The organism is Billgrantia tianxiuensis, assembly GCF_009834345.1.
GTDB classification, from domain to species: Bacteria; Pseudomonadota; Gammaproteobacteria; order Pseudomonadales; family Halomonadaceae; genus Halomonas; species Halomonas tianxiuensis.
This window is the reverse complement of the sequence record NZ_CP035042.1, coordinates 1,009,989-1,032,947: the sequence shown is the minus strand read 5'-3', so window position 1 is coordinate 1,032,947 and position 22,959 is coordinate 1,009,989. Positions and strand designations below refer to the sequence as shown.

The 22,959-nt window shown below is 65.7% G+C and carries 23 protein-coding genes and 1 pseudogene; 6 read left to right on the top strand and 18 right to left on the bottom strand.

All coding sequences use genetic code 11. The features are described from left to right. Positions 1-13 precede the first annotated feature (13 nt). Both EKK97_RS24270 and EKK97_RS04890 read right to left on the bottom strand, forming a co-directional pair. Entirely contained in the window at positions 14-331 is a 318-nt protein-coding gene (locus EKK97_RS24270) for a hypothetical protein (protein WP_236551376.1), read from the bottom strand. Continuing rightward, entirely contained in the window at positions 325-948 is a 624-nt protein-coding gene (locus EKK97_RS04890) for an EamA family transporter (protein WP_236551375.1), read from the bottom strand. Before EKK97_RS04890 ends, EKK97_RS24270 begins: the two co-directional genes overlap by 7 nt. A gap of 86 nt (positions 949-1,034) precedes the next feature. Here EKK97_RS04890 and EKK97_RS04885 point away from each other — a divergent pair, with 86 nt between their 5' ends. Next, positions 1,035-1,526, top strand: coding sequence for a MarR family winged helix-turn-helix transcriptional regulator (locus tag EKK97_RS04885; RefSeq protein ID WP_159549759.1), 492 nt, complete (start codon positions 1,035-1,037; stop codon positions 1,524-1,526). Positions 1,527-1,628: 102 nt separating this feature from the next. Here EKK97_RS04885 and ogt read toward each other — a convergent pair whose 3' ends face one another. Both ogt and EKK97_RS04875 read right to left on the bottom strand, forming a co-directional pair. Continuing rightward, on the bottom strand, positions 1,629-2,156 hold the full coding sequence (gene ogt, locus EKK97_RS04880) for a methylated-DNA--[protein]-cysteine S-methyltransferase (protein WP_159549757.1): 528 nt from the start codon (positions 2,154-2,156) through the stop codon (positions 1,629-1,631). Further along, positions 2,140-3,075 (bottom strand): DNA-3-methyladenine glycosylase family protein, encoded by a 936-nt coding sequence (locus EKK97_RS04875; RefSeq protein ID WP_201297015.1) that lies wholly within the window; start codon positions 3,073-3,075, stop codon positions 2,140-2,142. The genes ogt and EKK97_RS04875 overlap by 17 nt, the downstream gene beginning before the upstream one ends. 170 nt (positions 3,076-3,245) lie before the next feature. Between EKK97_RS04875 and EKK97_RS04870 the strand changes: the two genes are divergently transcribed. The 3 genes from EKK97_RS04870 to EKK97_RS04860 are packed head-to-tail and all read left to right on the top strand — an operon-like array spanning position 3,246 to position 5,082. Then, a complete protein-coding gene (locus EKK97_RS04870) occupies positions 3,246-3,710 on the top strand; it encodes a GNAT family N-acetyltransferase (RefSeq protein ID WP_159549755.1) in 465 nt (154 codons plus the stop codon). 11 nt (positions 3,711-3,721) lie between these two features. Then, the gene (locus EKK97_RS04865) at positions 3,722-4,333 is read left to right on the top strand and encodes an FMN-binding negative transcriptional regulator (RefSeq protein WP_159549753.1); all 612 of its coding nucleotides are present in this window, start codon (positions 3,722-3,724) and stop codon (positions 4,331-4,333) included. Next, complete coding sequence (locus EKK97_RS04860) at positions 4,330-5,082, top strand: GNAT family N-acetyltransferase (RefSeq protein WP_234286617.1); 753 nt, start codon at positions 4,330-4,332, stop codon at positions 5,080-5,082. Before EKK97_RS04865 ends, EKK97_RS04860 begins: the two co-directional genes overlap by 4 nt. Here the strand turns inward: EKK97_RS04860 and pdxR are convergent. The 5 genes and pseudogenes from pdxR to EKK97_RS04835 form a co-directional block, all read right to left on the bottom strand. Further along, positions 5,079-6,613: pseudogene (pdxR, locus tag EKK97_RS04855) on the bottom strand (MocR-like pyridoxine biosynthesis transcription factor PdxR). The gene EKK97_RS04860 and the pseudogene pdxR overlap by 4 nt on opposite strands. Continuing rightward, positions 6,600-7,439, bottom strand: coding sequence for a GGDEF domain-containing protein (locus EKK97_RS04850; protein WP_159549751.1), 840 nt, complete (start codon positions 7,437-7,439; stop codon positions 6,600-6,602). The pseudogene pdxR and the gene EKK97_RS04850 overlap by 14 nt, the downstream one beginning before the upstream one ends. Next, entirely contained in the window at positions 7,415-7,606 is a 192-nt protein-coding gene (locus EKK97_RS04845) for a hypothetical protein (protein WP_159549749.1), read from the bottom strand. Before EKK97_RS04845 ends, EKK97_RS04850 begins: the two co-directional genes overlap by 25 nt. A gap of 93 nt (positions 7,607-7,699) precedes the next feature. Then, the gene (locus EKK97_RS04840) at positions 7,700-8,185 is read right to left on the bottom strand and encodes an SRPBCC family protein (protein ID WP_159549747.1); all 486 of its coding nucleotides are present in this window, start codon (positions 8,183-8,185) and stop codon (positions 7,700-7,702) included. A gap of 21 nt (positions 8,186-8,206) precedes the next feature. Beyond that, on the bottom strand, positions 8,207-8,830 hold the full coding sequence (locus EKK97_RS04835; protein WP_159549745.1) for a LolA family protein: 624 nt from the start codon (positions 8,828-8,830) through the stop codon (positions 8,207-8,209). 103 nt (positions 8,831-8,933) lie between these two features. Between EKK97_RS04835 and nfo the strand changes: the two genes are divergently transcribed. Then, positions 8,934-9,782, top strand: coding sequence for a deoxyribonuclease IV (gene nfo, locus EKK97_RS04830; protein WP_159549743.1), 849 nt, complete (start codon positions 8,934-8,936; stop codon positions 9,780-9,782). Between the two features lie 81 nt (positions 9,783-9,863). On the opposite strand, the gene EKK97_RS04825 is transcribed toward nfo, so the two are convergent. The 6 genes from EKK97_RS04825 to EKK97_RS04800 form a co-directional block, all read right to left on the bottom strand. Next, positions 9,864-10,412, bottom strand: a complete 549-nt coding sequence (locus EKK97_RS04825; protein ID WP_159549740.1) for an NADPH-dependent FMN reductase — start codon at positions 10,410-10,412, stop codon at positions 9,864-9,866. A 99-nt stretch (positions 10,413-10,511) separates the two neighbouring features. Continuing rightward, entirely contained in the window at positions 10,512-11,135 is a 624-nt protein-coding gene (locus tag EKK97_RS04820) for a response regulator transcription factor (RefSeq protein ID WP_234286614.1), read from the bottom strand. Positions 11,136-11,225: 90 nt separating this feature from the next. Then, positions 11,226-12,425 (bottom strand): cache domain-containing protein, encoded by a 1,200-nt coding sequence (locus EKK97_RS04815; protein WP_159549737.1) that lies wholly within the window; start codon positions 12,423-12,425, stop codon positions 11,226-11,228. Positions 12,426-12,641: 216 nt separating this feature from the next. Next, positions 12,642-13,967 (bottom strand): TRAP transporter large permease, encoded by a 1,326-nt coding sequence (locus EKK97_RS04810; protein ID WP_159549734.1) that lies wholly within the window; start codon positions 13,965-13,967, stop codon positions 12,642-12,644. Positions 13,968-13,970: 3 nt separating this feature from the next. After that, positions 13,971-14,495 carry a TRAP transporter small permease subunit gene (locus EKK97_RS04805; RefSeq protein WP_159549731.1) on the bottom strand — a complete coding sequence of 175 codons (525 nt, stop codon included), beginning with the start codon at positions 14,493-14,495 and terminating at the stop codon, positions 13,971-13,973. A gap of 120 nt (positions 14,496-14,615) precedes the next feature. Next, positions 14,616-15,725, bottom strand: a complete 1,110-nt coding sequence (locus EKK97_RS04800; protein ID WP_159549728.1) for a TRAP transporter substrate-binding protein — start codon at positions 15,723-15,725, stop codon at positions 14,616-14,618. A 520-nt stretch (positions 15,726-16,245) separates the two neighbouring features. On the opposite strand from EKK97_RS04800, the gene EKK97_RS04795 reads away from it, so the two are divergent. After that, complete coding sequence (locus EKK97_RS04795) at positions 16,246-16,404, top strand: hypothetical protein (protein ID WP_159549725.1); 159 nt, start codon at positions 16,246-16,248, stop codon at positions 16,402-16,404. Between the two features lie 3 nt (positions 16,405-16,407). Here the strand turns inward: EKK97_RS04795 and EKK97_RS04790 are convergent, their stop codons facing one another. The 3 genes from EKK97_RS04790 to serC form a co-directional block, all read right to left on the bottom strand. Continuing rightward, the gene (locus EKK97_RS04790; protein ID WP_159549722.1) at positions 16,408-20,766 is read right to left on the bottom strand and encodes a DEAD/DEAH box helicase; all 4,359 of its coding nucleotides are present in this window, start codon (positions 20,764-20,766) and stop codon (positions 16,408-16,410) included. Positions 20,767-20,876: 110 nt separating this feature from the next. After that, on the bottom strand, positions 20,877-21,845 hold the full coding sequence (locus tag EKK97_RS04785; protein WP_234286658.1) for a dihydroorotate dehydrogenase: 969 nt from the start codon (positions 21,843-21,845) through the stop codon (positions 20,877-20,879). Further along, the gene (serC, locus tag EKK97_RS04780; RefSeq protein ID WP_159549716.1) at positions 21,845-22,948 is read right to left on the bottom strand and encodes a 3-phosphoserine/phosphohydroxythreonine transaminase; all 1,104 of its coding nucleotides are present in this window, start codon (positions 22,946-22,948) and stop codon (positions 21,845-21,847) included. Before serC ends, EKK97_RS04785 begins: the two co-directional genes overlap by 1 nt. Positions 22,949-22,959 lie beyond the last annotated feature (11 nt).

Sequence of the window (22,959 nt, the reverse complement as noted above, 5' to 3'; positions counted from 1 at the left end):
GGCTTCTCCTGGGTCAGGGTTCCGCCGTGGCAAGCGGAGTCGTTTCGCGGCGCGAGGCGCCACGGTGGAAAAGGACCGCGCCGAGGACCACCAATGCCCCCGCCAGGCCCAGGTAGGGTGGTACCGCCTCACCCAGCAACGAGACGGCAATCAGCGTGCCCACCAGGGCAGCTACCATGCCGATCTGGCTGAGATAGACGGGACCGGCAATTTTCTGCAGCACGAAATAGAAGACATAGAGCACCGTGAAGACCATCACTTCGGCCAGCAACAGGCTAATCACTTCCGGGCCGAACAGCTGCGGCACTTGGCGCATTTCGAAGATCAGCACGAAGGGGGCAAGCGCCAGCGCGCCCCCAGCAGCATCAGCGCGGCGAGATAGACCGGCCCTGCCTCGCCCGGCCAACGCAGGGTGCGATAGACATTGCCCAACGCAATGATCAATGGAATCGCCAGCACCAGCGCGGCCCAGCCCTGGGCGCCTTGCATGCCACCCGCCTTGGCCGAGGCCAGCAGCACGCCGCCACCCAGCCCCAGCAGTACACCGAGCAGGCGCAGCGCATTCATGCGCTCCATTCCCAACCCCACCGCCATAACCCAGGTGACGAGTATCGGGAAGGCGAAGCTGAGCGAAACGAACCCGGCCCCCACATGACGTACCGCCAGGAAACCCAGCGCATTGGGCAGCGCGAACAGCGCGCCCGAGACCAGCGCGTACTCGACGATACGCCGGTCGAGTCGCATCGACTGACGTTGCCCAGCCGCAAGCACCAGCAGCAGTCCGCCGGCAACGGTCACCGCCACCATCAGGAAGCTCAGGCGCGGGGCGCCGGCTCCATCGGCGAGCTTGGCCACGACCAGAGATAGCGCCAGCAGGCTACCGACCAGCAGCAGGCAAGCCAGGGCATACCAGCCGGCACGGTTGCGCGCCTTGGTTGAGTTGGCCATGATCGCCTCCTAGTTATAAGCACGTCGGGAAGTACGCCGGGAAGATTCTCGATGAAAAGTATCTTGATGGAAAGATAAATGCACCTATGAACCGTGTCAAGCAAGCCATTGCCCAATGGCAACGAGAAATGCCCGAGCTCGACCTGCTGCCGATGGAGGTAGTGGGATATATGAAGACCACTCAGCTGCTTACCCAGGAGCGGCTACAGGCCTTCTTCAAGGAGTATGGCCTGCAATTGGGAGAGTTCGACGTGCTGGCCACGCTGCGGCGGTCGGGGGCGCCTTATCGCCTGGGACCGACACAGCTGTTCGAGACGCTGATGGTCTCGTCGGGCGGCATGACCAGTCGGCTGGATCGCCTGGAGAAGGCGGGCCTGATCGTGCGCTCGCCGAATCCCGAAGATCGGCGCGGAACGCTGGTCTCGCTGACCGAGGAGGGCCTGGCCCTGATGAACCGAATCGTACCTCGCCACGTGGAAAACGAAGCCAGGATGCTCGCCGCTCTCAGCCGTGAAGAGCAGCAGGCATTGGGCGAACTGTTGAGCAAATTGCTGGATGGATTGACCGATCAGGCCTGAGATGGCGATGCCTCTATGACTATGCCTCTATGACTATGCCTCTATGACTATGCCTCTATGACTATGCCTCGCCTCCTGACTGTTGCGCTGACGACGAGGTCGCTAAGCGAGGCTGAACAGCTCGCCCTGCACGTGCCCTCGTTCATGCTCCACTAACCAGCGCTTGCGCGCCAACCCGCCGCCATAACCGGTCAGGGTTCCGTTGGCACCGATCACCCGATGGCACGGCACCACGATCGACACCGGGTTGGCGCCATTGGCCAGGCCTACGGCGCGGCTGGCACCGGGCCGCCCTATTCTTGCGGCAAGCTCGCCGTAGCTGATCGTGGTGCCCGCCGGTATCCGCCGCAGCGCCTGCCACACCAGGCGCTGGAACTCGGTCCCTCCGGTCGCCACCGGCACCGCATCGAGATGGGACGGATCGCCGGCGAAGTAGGCCTCCAAGGCCTCGCGGACCAGCGCAGACGCTCGGCCCTTGGCAAGGCGGTACTCGCGGTAGTGGCGCCCCAGCAGGCGATGCAGGCGCTCGTCGTTGCTGTCGAACTCCAGGGCCCGCAACGCTCCCTGCTCGTCGCTGACCAGGCTCAGCTCGCCCACCGGGGATGGCAATAGATCAAGCCAGAGTTGCATCGCCTCTCTCCTGTTCCGGTTTTGCCGCCATTGTCGCCGCATCGGCATGCCACAGGTGCAGCACGGCATAGGCGCGCCAGGGCCGCCAGGCTTCGGCACGTGCGAGCAGCTCACGCGGCGTGGGGCGCCGGCCCTGCTCCGCCAGCGCGCGTTGCAGCGCCACGTCGCGGGGCAGGAAGGCATCGCTCTCGCGTAGCCCGCGCATGGCGATGTAGTGCGCCGTCCACTCGCCGATGCCGGGCAGAGCGCACAGATGGGCCACGCTCTCCTCGAGACTCGCACGGCGCTCGAACAAGCGGGGCTGCTCGAGATAGGCCGACGCCAGTCGCACCAGAGCGGTGGCGCGCGCTCCGGGCATGCCGAGCGCTCTGATCTCGTCGAAGGTAAAGCGCTCAGGGGCGGGAAACAACCGGTCCAGGCCGGCGTCCTCCTGGCCTGCCACGTGCTCGCCCAGCCGTTCGACCAGCCTGCCGGCCAGCCGCGTGGCCGCATCGACGCTGACCTGCTGGCCGAGGATGGCCCGCACGGCGACCTCGAACGGATCCCATCCTCCCGGTACGCGCAGCCCCGGGCGGTGCGCGACCAGCGGCGCCAGCGTGGTGTCGCGACTGAGCTTACGGCCTATCGCCACAGGATCGGCCTCGAGATCGAAAAGCCGCCGCAGTCGAGCGTCTACCTCCGGGAGGGCCTCACGCGAGGAGAGCCGGATCGACGCCCACAGCGCATTCTCGTCAGGTGCGTGGCGCACCGTGACGCGACCTAGCGCTCCGCCCAGACGGAAGATTCGGTGATACCCCTCGCCGTCGATGCGTTCGAGCCCCGGAATCGTCCGCCGGGACAGGAAGGCCAGTATCGCCTGCCAGTCATAGGGCGGGCGGTAGGGCAAGCGCAACATCGACTCGGGGTGGGGTCCGTTCACGTTCATGGCTCCATTCTAGCGCGTGCGCCGCTCCTGTCCGGCGTTTTTGGCATCGATCCTCAACGCCACGAAGTGGCTCTACGAAAAATCGCAAGAATGGCTCTTAGCAAGGGACCAGTCAGACATCAGACTGGACCAACCACCGTCAGGGAACAACGAGGAGAGCCACAATGCCCATTCGCCATGCCACTCTTGCCGATCTTGCTCCGCTCAGTGAGCTGCTCGATGGCTACCGCCGCTTCTACCGCCAGGCACCCGACCTCGAAGGCGCCCGGCGCTTCCTGCAGGCACGCCTGGAAAGCGGTGACTCGCACATTCTGGTTCATGCAGGCAGCGAAGGAGAGCTGCAGGGCTTCGTCCAGCTCTATCCGCTGCTCTCCACCGTGCGCCTGGCGCCGCTGTGGCTGCTCAACGATCTGTTCGTCGCCCCCCAAGCACGGCGCAAGGGTGTCGGACGCGAGCTGATGCTAGCCGCCAGGGAGCTGGCCGCAAGCCATGGCGTGGGGCACCTCAAGCTCGCCACCCAGATCGAGAACCACGCGGCCCAGGCGCTCTACGAGTCGCTCGGCTGGCAGCGCGACACCACCTTCTATCATTACGGGCTGCTGTTCGATACCACAACGGACCAGGGCTGACCGGAGGCGCCATGTACGTTCCCCCATCGATGCGGCTGTCACGCGAGCAGGCCTGGGAGCTGGTCGAACGACACGGCTTTGGTGTGCTGATCGGTCCCGACCTCGAGGCTACCCACCTGCCCCTCCTTCTGGAGCGCAGCGAAGGCGAGTGCGGCACCCTGTACGGTCACTTCGCCCGGGCCAATCCACAATGGCGCACGCTGAACGGCAACCGGGCGCTGGCCATATTCAGTGGTCCGCACGCCTACATCTCGCCAACCTGGTACGCCAGCCGACCCGCCGTGCCCACCTGGAACTATCTGGCCGTGCATGCCACGGGCCGCGTCGAACTATTGGATGACGAGGGTACGCGAAGACTGCTCGAGCGCAGCCTGGCCCACTTTGAGCCCGCTCTGCTCGATTCGCTGTCCCGCGAGCCTGGCTATCTGGAAAAGATGCAGGCCGGCGTGGTCGGATTTCGCCTGCACATCGAAGCGCTCGAGGGCAAGGCCAAGCTTGGCCGTCAGCGCTCCCTGGCCGATCAGGAAGGCGTCGAGGCAGCGCTGGCCGAGAGCCGCGACCCACAGGCGCGCCAGCTTTGGCACGAGATGCAGCAGTTGACCAACGAGGAGAGCGGCTCATGACCCTTGCCGACGACATGCACCGCAACGACTTCGGCCAGCCGGTCGGCGCTCCCCAGCCCGCCTGGCAGCCGGCACGCCGACCGCAGCGGACTCCCCTGCTGGGAGACCGGGTTCGCCTCGAACCACTCGCGGCCGAGCGCCATGCCGGTTCGCTGCATGCCGCCTTCATGAGGCCGGGCGAGGGCTTGCACGACGCCCCGGCGGCACGCTGGACCTACTCCGGCGGCATGCCGTTCACCGATGCCGGGCAGTGCCGTATATGGCTGGCCGACCGGGCGCGCAGCGAGGATCCTCTCTTCTACGCCATCGTCGAGGCGGCTTCCGGTCGTGCCCTGGGGCTGGCCAGCTATCTCAACATCGTGCCGGAACATGGCAGCATCGAGGTCGGCCACATCCATTTCACGCCCGCACTCCGCCGCACACCGGCCGCCACCGAAGCCATGCTGCTGATGATGCGCCACGCCTTCGCGCTGGGCTATCGGCGCTACGAGTGGAAGTGCAATGCGCTCAATGCCGCATCACGGCGTGCCGCCGAGCGCCTGGGCTTTCGCTTCGAGGGCATTTTCCGTCAGCACCGGGTGGAAGGCGGACATAACCGCGATACCGCCTGGTTTTCGCTGCTCGACGGTGAATGGCCAACCGTCGAGGCTCGCCTTGGGCGCTGGCTCGCGCCAGAGAACTTCGACGCGAAGGGAAAGCAGCTGAGTTCGCTATCGGCGCTGACGTACGAGGCCTGCCAGGCCGGTTAGCCCTTCACCAGATCACACCACGCCTGGGCCAGCCACTGCCCGGCGCGACCGATCTCGGCCTCCACGGTGCCGGCGTAGCCCAGTACCAGGCCAGGTTGGCCGGGGGAAGAGAGGTAATAGCTCGACAGCGGCGACAGCGAGATACCCTCGCTTCTGGCCCGCTCGACGAGAATTCGCTCATGCTCGGGCGCGTCGAGCCAGGCCACCAGGTGCATGCCGGCCTGACCTTCGGAGAGCCTCAGGCCCCGCGCGACGGCCGGCGCCAGCGCCTTGCGCAGCAATGCCTGACGCCGTGAATAGCAATCGCGCATGCGGCGAACATGGCGCGAGAAATGGCCACGGGCGATGAACTCGGCGAGTGCCGCCTGCACCGCGTATTGCCCTTCGCGATGAAGCCGGGCGTTGGCCCGGCGGAACGGCTCGACCAACACCTCTGGCAACACCAGGTAGCCCAGCCGCATGCCGGGATACATGACCTTGCTGAAAGTGCCGACGTAGATCACCCGGATTCCTCGACCAATCCCTGCAGGGCGGCGATAGGCCGTTGGGCATAGCGGAATTCGCTGTCGTAGTCGTCTTCCACGACCCAGGCGTCATGCCGCTCGGCGGCTTCCAGCAGCGCCAGGCGCCGGGCCAGACTCATGGTCACGCCACTGGGGTATTGGTGTGAAGGCGTTACGTAGATCAGCCGAGGGGAGCCCGGGCGCGCGAGCGCCCCGACGTTCATGCCCTCGCCGTCCACCGCAACCGATGTCATCTCGAGCCCGGCCGCCGCGAAGCAGGCCTGGGCACCATGATAGCCCGGCTCTTCGAGCCAGACTTCATCGCCATTGTCGGTCAACAGCCGCACGATCAGCTCGAAACCCTGCTGGGCGCCTTGCACGATGAGAATCTGCTCGGGGCGACAGCGCACCGAGCGCGAGAGTTGCAGGTAATCGGCCAGTGCCTCGCGCAGCATCGGCACACCGCCCTGGGCCTGATAGCTCAACCAGGCAGCCGGCATGCGCTGCTGATGTCGGCGCAACAGCCGCTGCCACTGGCCGTGGGGAAAGCGGTCCAGCGCGGGCACACCGGGAACGAAGGCGGAAAAGGGCTCCTGCCGGGCGTGGCAAAAAGCCAGCAGCGCGTTGCCACGCGAGGACAGCGGCGGTGCGGCGGCCTGCACTGACTGCAGCGCGGCGACGTCGCTTGAAGCGTTCACCTGGGCCTGCTGGAACGGCAGGTCGGCAACGAAGGTACCCGCACCATGGCGGGTCGTGAGAAAGCCTTCGGCCAACAGTTGGTCGAAGGCTGCGAGTACCGTATTGCGCCCCAGCCCCAACTCCTGGGCCAGTTGCCGGGTAGAGGGCAAGCGCTGGCCGCTAGCCAGCCGACCGGCCTGGATCCACTCACGCAGGGAGTGATAGAGGCGCGTGCTCAAGGGCTGGCTCGACGCCTCGTCCAGCGCCAGACTCAATGCATCGGCCAGCCCATCGGCGTGTTCCAGAAGGGCCGGGCCACGCGACGTCACGCCGCCTTCAATTCCGTTCATCCACCATGACCCGATTGCGGCCGGCTCGTTTGCCTTGGTAAAGATTCTGGTCGGCACGATGGAGAATGCCTTCGACCGTTTCCTCGATACCGTGGAACGCCGATACACCACAGGTAATCGAGACCTCGAAGCGATGCCCCTCCTCCGAGGTGAAGACCTGGTCGAGCACCAGTTGACGCACCTTTTCCGCCACCTCGCCCGCCTCTTCGAGTTCGGTTTCCGGCAGCAGCAGAGCGAATTCCTCACCGCCGAGCCGCGCCGGAATGTCGTTCGTGCGCAGCCGCTCACGCAGCAACTTGCTCACCTTCACCAGCACCTGGTCACCGGCCGGGTGACCATGAGTATCGTTGATTCGCTTGAAGTGATCGAAGTCGAACAGCACCACCGACGTCGGTCTGAGGTAACGGCGATAGCGCGCCAGCTCCTGGAGCAGACGCCGCATGAAGTAGCGCCGGTTGTAGAGCCCGGTGAGTTCATCGGTGCGCGAAAGCTGACGCAGCCGCAGTTCGAGTTTCTTCTGCTCGGTGATATCGCGTACCGTGCCAATCAGAATCTGCTCATCTCCCTCGGGAAAGTAGTCGGCCAATTCATGCACCCAGCGCACCTCGCCATTGGGGCGCACGATACGATGCTCCACATCATGGCTGCCGGTTTCCTGGGCACGCCGCATGCTGGCTTCGACGCTTTCCAGATCCTCGGGATGCACCATGGCCTTGAACGCGTGAATGCTGGGTGTAAAGGTGTTCGGCTTGACGCCGAAGATGTCGTAGATCGCCTCGGACCAGAACAGCTCGTTCGCCTTCAGGCTGGCTCGCCAGTAGCCCATTCGGCGACTTGCTGAATGCGATGCAGGGTGCGCTTGAGATGCGCGATCTCCTCGCGCGCCTCATCGAGTTCACGGCGGACATGATGGCAAGGATCACCGCAAGAGCCGCTGCCATGCGTCTCTTTGGTTGAGCTCCCGTCATCGCTACTGTTGTGCGAGCCCTTCATGGCATCTCTGCGGCGTTTTCGAAACAACTTAAGAAAAGAATACCGCTTGCCCCATGAGACTACCAACGTTACTTGAACGGTGGCGGCTCATACTCATTGCACGGCTCGCTCGGCGGGTTTCGGTACATGCTTCAGGTAGTGCGACAAGCCCGCCGCGCCTGCCCGCATCATAGCGTGATGATTCCAGGTCACCAGTGGCCGTGCCACCCGCGAGAACAGGTTCAGCCATGGCCGCATCGTACGCACATGCCAAGTATAGCGAACCCGGGTACCCTGGCGCTCCTCATCCAGCAACCAACGGCCAACCCCGGCCACGTCTCCTCTTGCCTCTCCTTCGATCAGGTGGGGCTCACGAACCTGGGTGATGCGGATGTCGAAGCACAAGCGGTAGCCCAATCGGCTCTTCCAGACGAAACGCTGGGTGCGTCCGATGCCCCGGTCGTTGCCGCTCACGAGTGGCTGCACGTCCACCAGTCCGGGCCACCAGTCGGGCCAGTGCAGCGAATCGGTCAAGGCATCGAAGACCGCCTCGACTGGCGCCTCGATGTGCCAGGTGGTATCGAAGTCGAAGCAAGCCATGGGCACTCTTCACCAAGAACGTCAGGGAGCGAAATGATCGGGCGGGAAATCGGGGTCGAGGTCGATGTTCTCGAGGCGCACGCTTTCGAGGCGTTCACCTCGCCGGTCGTAACTCACCACCCTGAGCGGGAACAGTGTCTCGTCATCGAGCCAGAGATCGTAGCGTACTACCTCGCGCACGGCCCGCCCGGGCTCGGCCTCCACCACAACGTGCTGTGCCGGGCGCCCATCGAGCTCGGTCGGTTCGAGCACACGCGCCGTGCCATGCCGTTGCACTTGCTGCACGTTGCGCAGCAATGTGCCCACATCCGACTGATCCACACGATGACCGCGCGAGCTGCGCACCAGGCGATTGGTAGGACGCAACGACAGACCCGCACGCCGGCCCGGCGCACCGAAAGGCCAGAGCTGGACCCTGCCCGTATCGGGGCGGTAGATCAGCACCGCGCCGCGATAGGGCGTCTCCATGTCCATGCGCACATAACCGGGCCGCTGGTAGCTGTAGCGAATGACTTCCTCACCACCATTGCCCTGGCTGCGCAGCGTCAGACGATACCCCTGCAACGCGTCGATACGTGCCAGCGACGCGGCAATCGGATCCTCTGCGAGGGGAGCGCTCATCGCAACCAGTACGAGCAGCAGCATACGGTTCTCCTTGGCCTCCTTCCTTGAGCCTAGCAGGGCAGCGGCGGGTGGCGAGATGCCGCGCGTGCTATCGTTGTGGCATTGCCAACCATGGAGAGGCCAGATGAAATACCTCGGAGCCCATGTCAGTGCCGCCGGCGGACCCGATCAGGCCGTACTGCGTGCCGTCGAGATCGGTGCCGACGCCTTCGCCCTGTTCACCAAGAACCAGCGCCAATGGCGGGCCAAGCCCCTCGACGATGCCACCATCGAGGCCTTCCACGCCGCCTGCGAAGAGCACGGCTTCGGCCCCGGGCAGATCCTTCCCCATGACAGCTACCTGATCAACCTGGGCCATCCGGACAAGGCGGGGCTCGAGAAGTCACGCGCTGCCTTTCTCGACGAGATGCAACGCTGCGAGCAGCTAGGCCTCACCCTGCTCAACTTCCATCCCGGCAGTCATCTCAAGAAGATCAGCGAGAGCGAATGCCTGACCCGCATCGCCGACTCGATCAACCATGCCTTGGCCGAGACCCGCGGCGTCGTCGCGGTGATCGAGAACACCGCTGGCCAGGGCACCAACCTGGGCTGGCGCTTCGAGCACCTGGCAGAGATCATCGAGCAGGTCGAAGACAAGTCGCGGGTCGGCGTCTGCATCGATACCTGCCACGCCTTCGCCGCCGGCTACGACCTGCGCACGCCCGAGGCCTGCACAGCCACCCTCGACGAGTTCGGCAAGGTGGTGGGCTTCGAGTACCTGCGCGGCATGCACCTCAACGACGCCAAGAGCGAATACGCCAGCCGTGTCGACCGCCACCACAGCCTGGGCCAGGGCAACATCGGCCTCGACGCCTTCACTACCATCATGCGCGACCCGCGCATCGACGAGATCCCGCTGGTGCTGGAAACCATCGAGCCCGAGATCTGGGCCGAGGAAATCGCCTGGCTACGCGCCCAGGTGGCAAACGGCTGAGGCACTGCTCCTGGCTAGGCGGGCTCCCGGCCGGCTGCCACGGCGCGCTCGAGAATGGCGCGCCAGCTCTCCTCGCGCCGCTCAATCCAGCATGACTGCCTGGGCATAGTCGCGTTCCGCCCGGCCCTGACGCAGGGTCTCGGCCCACCAGGCGAGCCGTGCCAGTACGGTCTGCATGCCGCGCTCATAGCGCTGGGCTTGCAACGGCTGCCCCTGTTCGTCGAACTGCTCCCAGGCGTTGGGAAACATCACGCCATCGCGAATGCCCACCGCATGCAGCTCGGCGAAGACATGGCGCAGGTGCTCCACCGCACGCAGCCCTCCCGAAGCACCGCCGTAGGAAACGAAGGCCACGGGCTTGGCCTGCCACTCCGCCTTGTAGGCGTCGATCAGCACCTTGAGCGCGGCGGGGTAGGAGTGGTTGTATTCAGGCGTGACCACGATGAAGGCATCCGCCTCGTCGAGACGCTTGGCGAAGGCCTCTGTCGGCTCGGCAGCGGGGTCGACCACCACCGGCGAGAAAGCCTCCCGGCGTTGGATCTGGTTCACGACCCACTGCCCCACGGTGTCGCCGAAGCGCCCTTCCCTCACGCTGCCATAGATCACGGCCACCTTGATCGCATCGTTCATTGCTGGTTCTCCTGGCTGGATGAAGATGCGATGAACGATACGACCTCAAGCAAAGTTGAGGTCAAAGACCAACGTATCAATGGTTTCGATAGGGTTTGGCTATTCCAATTCGATCAGCCCATGCCGCATCGCGTAGCGAAACAGGCCCGCCAACGAGTTGGTGTTGAGCTTGCGATAGATGTTGCTGCGATGCGACTCCACCGTGCGGGTACTGATGGCCAGCGCCTCGCCGATGTCGCGACTGCTCATGCCTTCGAACATCAGCTTGAGGATGTCGGTCTCGCGCTGGGTCAGCCTTCCCTCCTTCTCCTCGAGCAGCACCCGGGAAACGCTGGAACCGAAGTGACTGCGCCCGCTCGCCACCTCGCGCAGGGCAAACACCATCTGCTCGGCGGAAGCGTCCTTCAGCACATAGCCGGCGGCCCCGCAGGCCACCGCGCGCCGGATGTACTCTTCGTTGTCGTGCATGGTCAGCACCAGCACGCGGATGTCCGGGTAGGTCTCGTGCAGGATCTTGCACGCTTCGAGGCCGGACAGGCCGGGCATGGTGATGTCGGTGACCACCACGTCCGGCTGCAGCTCCTGGGCGAGTGCCAGCAGCTCCTGGCCTGAATTGGCCACCCCGACCAGATCAACGCCCTGCTGCGCCTCCAATCGGTAGCGCAGCCCCTCCAGTACCAGCGGATGGTCGTCCGCCAAAAGTACGCGTATAGACCTTCCCATCGATTCTCTCTCCGCTTGTCTTGCCGGCAACACGCTGGAACGGCACCTTGAGCCTGATACGCACGCCCTTGCCGGGTGCCGCCTCGATGGTCAGGCGTCCCCCAGCAGATCGACCCGATCCTGAATGTTGCGCAGCCCCATGCCGGTGCCATCCTGCTCGCGGCGTCGTTCCGGATGCCAGGCGAAACCTTCACCATCGTCCGCGATCTCCAGATATACCCAGCCGCGACGCCGCAAAACCTTCACCCTGACCAGGCGAACCTCGCCGGCGTGCTTCTCGATGTTGTGCAGGCTCTCCTGCGTGATGCGATACAGCGCCGTTGCCAGCACCGGCTGGCACTCGCGGCTGTCGATGTTCGACTCGAAATGAAGCTGGAGCGGCTTGCGTTCCACCAGGCCCGAACAGAGGCTCTCCAGCGCTGCGACCAATCCCAGGTCGTCGAGCACGCTCGGACGCAGGTCATAGGCCAGCCGGCGGAGGTCCTGGATGCCCGTTTCGAGGATGCGATCGGCCGCGGCCAGGGAAGAAGAGGCATCCAGGTGGTCGCCACGGCCCAGGGCGTCATCGATGCGCTCCAGCTTGAAACGTGCCGACACCAGCAACTGGTTGATCCCGTCGTGCAGCTCGCGGGAGATCCGCCGCCGCTCCTTCTCCAGGAAGCTGAAGGTCTTCTGGGCCATCCGGACCAGCTTGCGATTGGCCACCCGTGCTTCGCTCAGGTTGACCGCAAGCCCGATCACGGCGATGACCAGCAGGCAGGACACGGTGAAGAAGGCCATCAGCAGTATGGTCTGGCGGGCGTTCTCCAACATGTGCCGTTCCATCTGGCTGACGACCTGCTCGATGTCATCCAGGTAGAGACCGGTGCCGACCATCCAGCCCCACTCGTCCAGGCCGATGGAATAGCCCAGCTTGAGCACCGACTCGCCGCCGGAAGGCTTGTCCCAGCGGTATTCGGTATACCCCCCACCTTCCTGGGCGCGCTGGACGAGACTCTGGATCAGTAACTTGCCGTCCTCATCGTGAAAGTTCCACAGATTCTGCCCCACCAAGTGGCTCAACCGCGGATGGACGATGCTCAGGCCGTCGTAGTCATAGACGAAGAAGTAGCCATCGGAGCCATACTCCATCCGATGGAAAGCCTCCGCTACGCGGCGTTGCGCCACGTCTCGGGGTAAAGAAGGATCTTCGTAGATATCACGGATCGCCGTATAGGCGAGTTCCATGTAGTTCTTCAGTTCCGCCTTCTTGGCTTCTAGCAACCCCTCCTTGAGTATTTCCGACTGCACCCCACTCAATCGTGCACTCTGATGGATGGCAAAGACAGTCACACCGGCGATGAGAACCAACAGAGGGAGCAAGGTAAGCAGTGTCAACTTGGTTCTGAACGTGAACACTGGCGTCTACCTGTTTAATTATTATTTTTGAGCCGAAAGCCCCGCCAAACTCTAATACCGAGGTTTAGCAGGGCCTAATTCAAACTCGGATATCACTCTTGTTTCGATTTACCATCCTACCACCGCCGGTAACCACAGCACCACATCGGGGAAGACGATGATCAGCGCCAGGGTAAGAATCTGGATCAGCACGAAAGGCACGGCGCCCTTGTAGATATCACCCGTGGTAATCCCCGGCGGAGCCACGCCCTTCATGAACAGCAACGACCAGCCGAAGGGCGGCGTCAGGAACGACGTTTGCAGGTTCATGGCGATCAGGATCGCGACCCAGACCATGGACATGTCGCCCTGGCTCGCCAGGAAAGGCAGGAACAGCGGCACGGCAATGTAGGAGATCTGGATCCACTCGAGGAAGAAGCCCAGGAAGAAGATCAGCAGCAGCATGAAGATGAGCGTGCCATACATGCCGCCCGGCACCCATTCGAACATCGCCTCGATCAGGAACTCCCCGTCCAGCCCGCGGAACGCCAGGGCGAAGACCTGCGAAGCGATCAGCACGAAGAAGATCATGCAGCTGATGCGCAGGGAGGTCTTCACGGTCTCGGAGAGTATCGGCAGCGTCATGCGACCGGAAACGATCGTCAGCAGCAAGGCACCCACGGCCCCCACCGAGGCCGCTTCCGTGGGCGCGGCCACACCGCCGATGATCGAGCCCAGCACGGCGAAGATCAGCAGCAGCGGCGGTACCACGACCTTGACGAAATCCATGCCCAGCTCCCGCCGGCTGACCGCGGCACGCTCCTGCTCGTCGATGGCAGGCACGTCGGCGGAGAAGAAGAAGGCCAGCAGCAACAGGTAGGCCAGGTACATGCCGGCCAGCAGCAGGCCGGGCACCAGTGCCGCGGCGAACAGGCTGCCGACGGAAAGGTTCATGATGTCGGCCAGCACCAGCAGCACCAGGCTGGGCGGGATGATTTGCCCCAGGGTGCCGGCGGCGCAGATGGTGCCGCACGCCACCGTCTTCTTGTAGCCGCGGCGCACCAGGGTGGGCAGCGCCATCAGCGTCAGGGTGACGATGGCCGCGCCGACGATCCCCGTCGCCGCGCCCAGCAGCACACCCACAATGATTACTGCCAGGGCCATGCCGCCCGGCAGGCCGCCGCATAAGTGACCGATCACGTCGAGCATGCGCTCGGCGATCTTCGAGCGCTCCAGCATCACGCCCATGAACACGAACAGCGGTATGGCCAACAGGGTGTAGTTGGAAACGACACCATAGATCCGCGAAGGCAGCAGCTCGAACAGCCAGCCGTCGAAGCCGATGAAGCCGAATACGAAGCCTACGAACGCGACCACGAAGCCCACCGGGATGCCGGTCATCACCAGCACGAAGAAGGCCACGATCATGGCCAGCGCGTAATATTCCAAGGGCATGGGTCAGGCTCTCCCGGTGTAGTGTTGGACGAGGCGCCTGCCGTTCTCCAGCGCCTGGCGAACCGACTCGGTCGCCACGAAGACGAAGCCGACGATCACTAGCGCCTTGGGTATCCAGCGCCAGGGAAGACCGGACGAATTGGGCGAGCGCTCACCGCGGATGAACGAGGTCTCGGCGAAGGGAAAGCTGTAATGGATGATCAGCAGCGCGCACGGCAGCGCCACCAGGAGTGCGGTGATGACATTCAGCCACATCATGCCGACGGGGCTGAAGCGGCTCGACAAGATGTCCACGCGCACGTGATCGTCGAATTTCATGGCGTAGGCGATGCCCATCATCGCCATGACCGACAGCAGGTACCATTCCAGTTCCTGGGCCCACACCGCGCCCAGGCCCAGGGCATAACGACTCAGCATGTTGCCGAAGATCAGGGCAACCATGACGACCATGGCCGCACAGCCGATGAAACCGGCAAGAGCAGTGAGACGCTCGAGCAGCCGCTCGAGCGAAATACAGAAACGCAGCATGTCTACTCCCCCTCCGGGCTGGCCCCCGGTGGACGTCTGAAGCGAGGTAGAGGTCGCCTTTGAAAGGCAGGTCAGGAAAGCCCCTCGGCTACGAGAACCGGAGCCGAGGGTCTGGCCGGGTCAGATCATGCCCTGACCGTAACGACTGATGGTGTTGGCGAACACGGCCTCGCTGTTGATCTGCCAGCCGTCGTGCTTCTTCTTGAATTCCCAGAAGCTGTCGTTGATCCGCTTGACCAGCGGGTCCTTGTCGGCCTCGGTCGCCAGAATGTCTCGGGTGGCCTCGAACAGGGCCCGGATGACGTCGTCGGGAAGCGTCTCGAACGTGACCCCGTGGTTGTTTACCAGGTCGTCCAGGGCCTCGCCGTTCTGTGCCTCTAGCCAAGTGTGGGAGGTGATGTTGCAGGCCGCTGCCGCGTTGTGAAGCACGGCCTGCAGGTCGCTGGGCAAGGACTCGTAGGCATCCTTGTTGACGATGACCTCGGTGGTGGTGGAGGGCTCGTGCCAACCCGAGGAATAGTAGTGCTTGGCCGCGTTGTGCAGCCCCAACGCACGGTCCAGGTAGGGGCCCACCCATTCCGCGGCATCAATGGCGCCACGCTCGAGCGCCGAGAAGATTTCTCCACCGGGCAGCAGGCGGGCATTGGCGCCGATAGCGTTGTAGACGTCCCCGGCCAACCCCGGCATGCGGATGTTCAGGCCACGGAAATCCGCTACGCTGGTGACCGGCTCGCGGAACCAGCCCACCGGCTGTGCCCCGGTACAACCCACGGCCAGCGGGATCAGGTTGTAGGGCTCGTAGGTTTCCTTCCACAGCTCATAGCCGCCGCCATGCGCCAGCCAGGCATTGAAGCCCTGGAAGGTCATGCCGAAGGGCACGGTGGTGAAGTACTGGGCGGCAAACGACTCTCCGGCCCAGTAGTAGGAGCAGGCATGGTTCAGCTGCACCTGCTGCCCGCGCGATACCGCATCGAAACCGTCGAAGGCAGGGATGAGTTCACCGGCGCCGTAGACCCGGATGCGGATACGCCCGCCGGACATCTCTTCGACCCGCTTGGCGAAATCCGTGGCGGAACCCGGTCCCGATTGAAAGAACGGAAAACCGGAGGGCCAACTGGTGGTCATGCGCCAGTTGAAGGTTTCCTGGGACTTGACGATGCTCGGCGCCATCACGGTACCCACCGCGGCAGCACCTCCGTACTTGAGGAAATTACGCCTGTTGACGCTCATGGAAATACGTTCTCCCGGCGGGCTCGATGACGTTCAAGGAGCGATCGATCCACGCCCTTGTTTATTTTAATGAGTGAAACTTGAGCTGGTCAGCGAACTGACCTGGGGAGAATAAAACGGAGGGAAATAAAATAAATCCGGAGGCTTGCGTAAATTTTCCTGCAGTTATCCCTTAGTTGTCCATACGGATATCGCATCCGTAGAATTACGTAAAGCCGCCCAGGATATTAGCCAGAAGTATATACTTGGAAATATATTTCACTAAAGCCGCCAAAAAAGCAATAGCGATACGGCTCCAGGCCAGGGGCCGAACGAAGCGCCGAGCGAGCGGAGGCGCACGGAGCGCCAGAATGCAAGGGTTCGGCGACCAGCCAGCGAAGCGTTAAAACTTAGTCCACTCCTTCGGGTCAAAGCATTTGTCGGCCGGCGAGAAAACTGCCACCCTCAATTCAAGGCACGCCTCTCGTAGGGACAGTGAGGTCCCGAGGGTCGCCCCATTCACCCGCAGGAGGACATGCACATGGGTATCATCGAAATGCTGACCGTGAGCGTGGCCGCAGTGGCGCTTTCGGCTCTGGCCTACACCATGAGCGAGAAGCAGAGGCAACCCATCCGCAAGGAAGTGCGTATCGAGGAGGATGAACGCGTTCCTCACCGGCAACGCTCGCGGCACGACTGAGCGTCAGCGCATCGATATCGCAGCCCCCGGCACTTCTGGTGTCGGGGGTTTTTCATGCCCCGGCCCGCGTCGCAGCAGCTGCTGCACCTGCCACTTGGCTTCGGCGGGCAGCGGCTCGAGCCCAGTGGGTAACGCCTCGAGAAAATGCACTTCGCCATTCTGCAGCACTGCCTCCGGCACACCGTCGCGATAGAGCAGGCGATTGCCCGACACCGCCGGCAGCCGCTGGCCGGGCGCAAGAATACCCACCAGGTTGAGCGGGTCGGCGGCGGCCACCACCACGCGGGTGCCGTCCGGCTCCCGGCGGCGCATGGCCTTGAGCGCGCCCACCGCCTCTGCCAGGGCGAACTGCTCACCGGCAAACTGCTGCACGAAGCGCCCGCCGCGAATCTCGCCGCGCGCCTCCAGCCGGCGGTAGACATACAGCAGCTCGCGCCAGGGCGGCAGTGCCGGCTCGCGCTCGATCACCCGGCGGAACACCACGCCGTAGCGCTCCAGCAGCACCCAGGCGATATGCACCAGGCTCTCCATGTCGGTCGCGATGCGGCGCTTTTCCGGTACCGCATCGCGCTCCGGCGCGGGCAGCCACGACCAGCGCCCGGCGGCGTCCACGCCCGGCGCATACCGCCTGCGCCGGCGCCCGCCCGCGGCGATGGGCGGACGCTTGCTGGCCGGGGCGATCAGTGCTCGAAGGCCGGTGAAACTGTCAGAGGTGACCAGCCCCCAGGAGGCCAGCTCACCCAGCGCCTCCTCCACCTGGGTGCGCAACATGTGGGCGGGGCCGAGCAGGTCGGCAAAGAACATTGCCCCGCCGCCCTGCAGCGCCTCCAGCACCCGGCGCGCCCCGCCGGAAAGCGGCAGCTCGCCGACATCGGGTGCCGGAGCCGCCTGACGCCAGTCGTGCAATGCTTGGCGATCGATCAGCGCGATCGGCGTGTTGCGCAGCGGACCAGGACGCTGGCGTTCGTCGCCCTCGGCTATTCTGGGTGGCAGCAGGCGCAGCCAGATGAAGCGTCCGCTGGCGAGCAGTTGGTCGAGCATGTGCGGCGAGAAATCGGCCACCCGCGCCGGCAGCACGTCGCTCTCCCAGGCACCCGCCGCCACGGGAAAGCCCTCCAGCCGCTCCACCGCCGCGGCCAGCGCCTCCGGCCCCTGCGGCCGGTCGGTCAGGCCGTGCCAGTCGAGCAGGAAACGCAGGTAGTGCTGGATGCTCACCGGCTCAATCTCGGCGCGACGGCGGTCGATGGCATAGCGGTGCAGGCGCGCCAGCAGGCGCCGCTCGCACCAGGCCACCTGGCTGCCGCCGAGAAAGGCCCCTTGCAGCACGAAGCCCTCGACCTCGAGGCGCGCCAGCGCCGCCATGACGCGCTCCAGCGAGACGCCGAGCGGCGTGGAGAGACTTGCCGCCGTGACCGGCCCCAGCGTCTCGAGCCGCGAACGCAGCAGCTCGGTCAGTGCCTCGTCGGGGGTTTCCGGCGCCTCGCCCGCCGCCTCGATGGACGGCTCGATGCCTGCCCCGGGGTGGAGCGCCAGCAGCTCGCCCAGGCGCTCCGCTGCCGTCCACAGCGGCTCGCCGTCGGGTGGCACGACGACCGCGGCACGCCTGTCCCGGGCGAGCGTGTCGAACCAGGGCCGCCACTCCTCTTCGGCTTCGTGCATGGCGATGAAGCCACTCATCACCAGCGCGTCGTGCAGCTCGTCGGCATCGCGCGGCGCGGGCCAGGCCTCTTCGCGCACCCGGGCGACCACCTCCGGGGCGTAGCGCGCCGAGGCAGCGGCCTCGGCCACGTCGAGCGCGGCGCCGGTGCGCACGCTGAGGGTGCGCCGCTCCTCCTGGGCACCATCGTCGAGGAAGGCGTAGGGCCGCGCGTTGACCACCTCTTCCGACAGCGGCGAGGGCACCGCAAGGTCGCGCCCGCTGACGGCGATCTCGCCAGCTTCGAGGCGCACCAGCAAGCGCTCGAGGCCGTCGATGTCCATGGCCTCGGTCAGGCAGTCGTGCAGGGTCTGGTCCACCAGCGGATGGTCGGGAAGCTCCCGTGCCCCGGCCAGGTTCTCGGCGCAGGCGAGCTGGTCGGGAAAGACCACCGAGAGCAAATCCTCGGAGTCCTGGCGCTGCAGCTGCGGCGGACGCCGTCGGCCGTTGCGGGTGCGCGGCACGGCGAGCCCCACCGAGGCGTTCCAGCGCCAGCGCAGGCCGAACATCGGCGCATCGAGCAGCGCCTGGACCAGCACCTCGCGTACCGTCCTGGCGTTGAGATAGCCCCACACCTCGTCGAGGGGGAAGCTGTGGGTCGGCCCCAGCGACAGCACGATGCTGTCCTCCAGTGCGGCCGCCTGCAGCTCGAAGTTGAACTTGCGGCAGAAGCGCTTGCGCAGCGCCAATCCCCAGGCGCGGTTTAGCTTGGAGCCGAATGGTGAGTGCAGCACCAGGTGCATGTCACCGGCCTCGTCGAAGAAGCGTTCCAGCACCAGGTGGCGCTGGCTGGGAATCACGCCCAGCGCCGCCCGCGCCACGGCCAGGTAGCGCACCAGTTGCTCGGCGGCGGCCGGCGCCAGGCCGTACTCGGCTTCCAGCCACGCTTGGGCCTCGGCCTCGTCGCCTTCGGCCAGCTGCCGGTCGATCCCCTCGCGCAGCCGCGACACCGCCTGCGAGAGTTCTTCCGTACGCGCCGGCGCCTCGCCGAACCAGAACGGGATGCTCGGCGGTGCCCCGCGGGCGTCCTCGACATAGAGCTTGCCGGTGGCGAGCTTCAAGATGCGATAGGCCTGGTTGCCGAGCTGGAAGATGTCGCCCGGCATGCTCTCGAAGGCGAAGTCCTCGTTGACGGTGCCGACGCGAATCTCCTCGGGCTGCAGGATCACGTCATAGTCGAAGTGGTCGGGAATCGCCCCGCCGTTGGTCAGGGCGACGAGCCGCGCGCTGCGCCGCGGGCGCAGCCGGCCGTTGACCCGGTCGCGATGCAGGTAGGCGCCGCGCCGCCCGCGCCGGGTGGTGTAGCCGTCGGCGAGCATCTGCACCACCGCGTCGAAGCGCTCCTCGCTCAGGGTACGGTAGGGCCAGGCGGCACGAATGCGCTCGAGCAGCGACGCCTCGTCGCTCTCGCCCGCCCCGGCGACCTCGGCGACGATCTGCTGGGCCAGCACGTCGAGCGGCCCCTCGGGGATGTGCAGCCGGTCGAGCTCGCCGGCCTGCACCGCACCCATCAGCGCGCTACACTCCACCAGGTCGTCGCGGGTCAGTGGGAACAGCCGTCCCTTGGGGGTACGCCCCACGCCATGACCGGAGCGCCCCACCCGCTGCAGGAAGGCCGACATCGAGCGCGGCGAGCCGAGCTGGCAGACCAGGTCGACGTCGCCGATGTCGATGCCGAGCTCCAGCGAGGCGGTGGCCACCAGCGCGCGCAGCCCGCCCTGCTTGAGGCGCTGCTCGGCATCCAGGCGGTGCTCGCGGGCCAAGCTGCCGTGATGCGAGGTCACCCACTCATCCCCCAGGCGGTCGGCCAGGTGGCGCGCCACCCGCTCGCACACCCGCCGGGTGTTGGCGAAGATCAGCGTGGTGCGGTGCTCCCTCACCAGCGCTGCCAGGCGGTCGTAGACCTCTTCCCACACCTCGTTGGCCATCACCGCAGTGAGCGGCGAGCCGGCCACCTCGATGGCCAGGTCGCGCTCGCGCACGTGGCCGGTGTCGACGATGGTGCACTCACTGCCGCCGGTAAGGAACGCCGCCACCGCCTCCACCGGCTTCTGTGTCGCCGAGAGCCCGATGCGCTGCGGCGCGCGCGCGGCGAGCCCGGCCAGCCGCTCCAGCGACAGCGCCAGGTGCGAGCCGCGCTTGGTGCCGGCCACCGCATGGATCTCGTCGACGATCACCGTGCGCACGCTGGAGAGCATCCGCCGCCCCGAGTCGGACGTCAGCAGCACGTAGAGCGACTCCGGCGTGGTGACCACGATATGCGGCGGACGCTTGCGCATGCGCTCGCGCTCCGACGAGGTGGTGTCGCCGGTGCGCACCCAGGCGCGTATCTCCGGTGCCTCCCGGCCGTCTGCCTCAAGCCCCTCGGCGATGCCGCGAATCGGCGCCTGCAGGTTGCGCTGGATGTCGTTGGACAGCGCGCGCAGCGGCGAGACATAGAGCACCACCGTCTCGTCGGGCAGCTCGCTGTCGAGCCCGCGGCGCACCAGGCCATCGATGGCGGCGAGGAAGGCCGCCAGGGTCTTGCCCGAGCCGGTGGGGGCAGCGATCAGCACATGGCCGCCTGCGCCGATGGCCGGCCAGGCGCGCGCCTGAACCTCGGTGGGAACACCGAGGTCGCGTGCGAACCAGTCGCTGACGGCGGGATGAAAGGCATCGAACGGCATGGGCGCTCCGCAAAGCAGGGGCTACGTCAGGTTCGATGGTGGAGACCATCGCCAAGTTCGATCATGACTCCCTTCTTACGCTAGCAGAACGACGCGTTCTCCGGCGCCTCTCAGCCAGCGCCCCGCAGGGTACGCTGCATCTCCCGCCGAATGGCATGCGCGACACCGGGCCCCCGATAGACCAGGGCATCGTGCAGCTGCACCAGCGTGGCCCCGGCACACCGCCGAGCGGCGACATGACGCGCCGAGCCGATCCCGCCCACGGCGACGATGGGCAGATTGCCCCCGAGCAGAGCGTTGAGCCTGCCGATCTGCTCGCAGGCCTGGTGCTGCCACAGCGGCGTCTGCCACATGGCATAGCGCTGGGGCGTGGCCGGCGGGCCGGCGTCGATCGCCGCCACCACGGCATCGAAGCGCAGTGCCGCCAGGCGGGCCATCGCCTCGGGCAGCTCGCTGCTCCCCGGGGCCAGCCGGAGCTTCACTGCCAGGGGCACGTAGCGGCCAGACACCACGGCCAGGGCGCGCTGCTCCTGCTTCAGCGCGCTCAGCAGCTCGTCCAACCCCGCCCTGAAATCGGGGCGCAGCAGCACGGCCGCCTGTGGGCTGCACAGATTGACGGAAACGTAATCGGCCCGGCGCCACACGGCACGCAGGCACTCGAGATAATCCCGCAGCGCCTGCGATGCACCGCTGGCCGGGCTCATGCCGATATTGACCCCGAGAACCGTGTCGCCGAGGTCCGGCTCGCCGCGTGCCTGGATGGGCTTGTCCCAGGCCCCGTCCCGAGCGGCCCGGTCCCAAACAGTCAGGTCCTGGGGTGTCAGCGTACCGATTTCGATACAGCCGAACCCCAAGGCCCCCGCCTGCCGCCCCAGCCGCCCCCACCTGTCGAATCCGGCCGCGATGCCGAGCGGATTGGGGAATTCCAGCCCCATGACACGCAGCGGGGCCAGGCAGGCGGGAGCATCTACCCGAGCGTTCTCCCCCGCCCATGCGGCCTGCCGCCAGGCGCTCCACCTGGCCCGGGCGAAGGCGAGCCGGCGAGCCAGCGCTGGCCGACCTCGCATCAGCGCCGTCATCACGCCGCGAAATCCCGCATGAACTCGATCAGCGCATCGACGCCCTGCTCGGGCATGGCGTTGTAGAGGCTCGCCCTCACCCCACCGCGAGCGGGATGCCCCTGCAGATGCAGCAGGCCTCGCCGCTGCGCCTGTGCCAGAAACTCGGCCGTCAGCGAGGCGTCCGCCAGATCGAAGCAGACATTCATCGGGGAGCGGTCCTCTTGCCGCGCGCGGCACACGTACCGTTGGCTGGCGTCGATGGCCTCGTAAAGCCTCTCGCTCTTGCGCCGGTTACGGGCGGCAATGGCGCTCAGGCCGCCCTGGCGCTTCAGCCAGCGAAATACCAGCCCGGCGAGATAGATGGCGTAGGTCAGCGGTGTGTTGAACCGCCCTTCGCTCTCGGCCTGCACGCGATAGTTGAACACCGAGGGCGTTTCCGGCCGCGCCGAATGCAGCAGATCGTCGCGCACGATGACGACCGTCAGCCCGGCCGGTCCGATGTTCTTCTGCGCCCCGGCATAGATCACGCCGTAGCGCTCGATGGCGAGGGGGCGCGACAGGAAGTCGGAGGTCATGTCGGCCACCAGGGGCACGCCGCCGGTGTCCGGCAGCCAGGAGTACGCCAGACCATCGACCGTTTCGTTACTGGTGATATGGCAGTAGCCCGCATCGGGATCCAACTGCCACTCAGCCTGGCGCGGAATGCAGCGGTAGCCGTACGCCGCACCGCTGGCGGCGACACGGATCCGGGCATAGCGGCCGCCCTCCGCCATGGCCTTGCGCGACCAGTATCCGCTATCGAGGTAGTCCGCCCGCCCTCCGCGAGGCAGCAGATTCATCGGCAGCAGCGCGAACTGGGCCGAGGCGCCGCCCTGCAGGAACAGCACCTGATAGTGGTCCGGTATGTCGAGCAGCTCCCGCAGATCCTGTACTGCCTGCCGCTGAATGGCCTGAAACGCCTCGCCGGTGAAGGGCATCTCCATCACCGACATGCCGCTGCGGCCGCGCTCGAGCAGCTCCTCACGCGCCTGGCACAGCACTTCGCCGGGCATGGTGCCGGAACCCGCGGCGAAGTTGTAAACAGGCCCGGTGGCGAAGTCGGAGACAGACGCGGCTAGCATGCGTTCTCCTC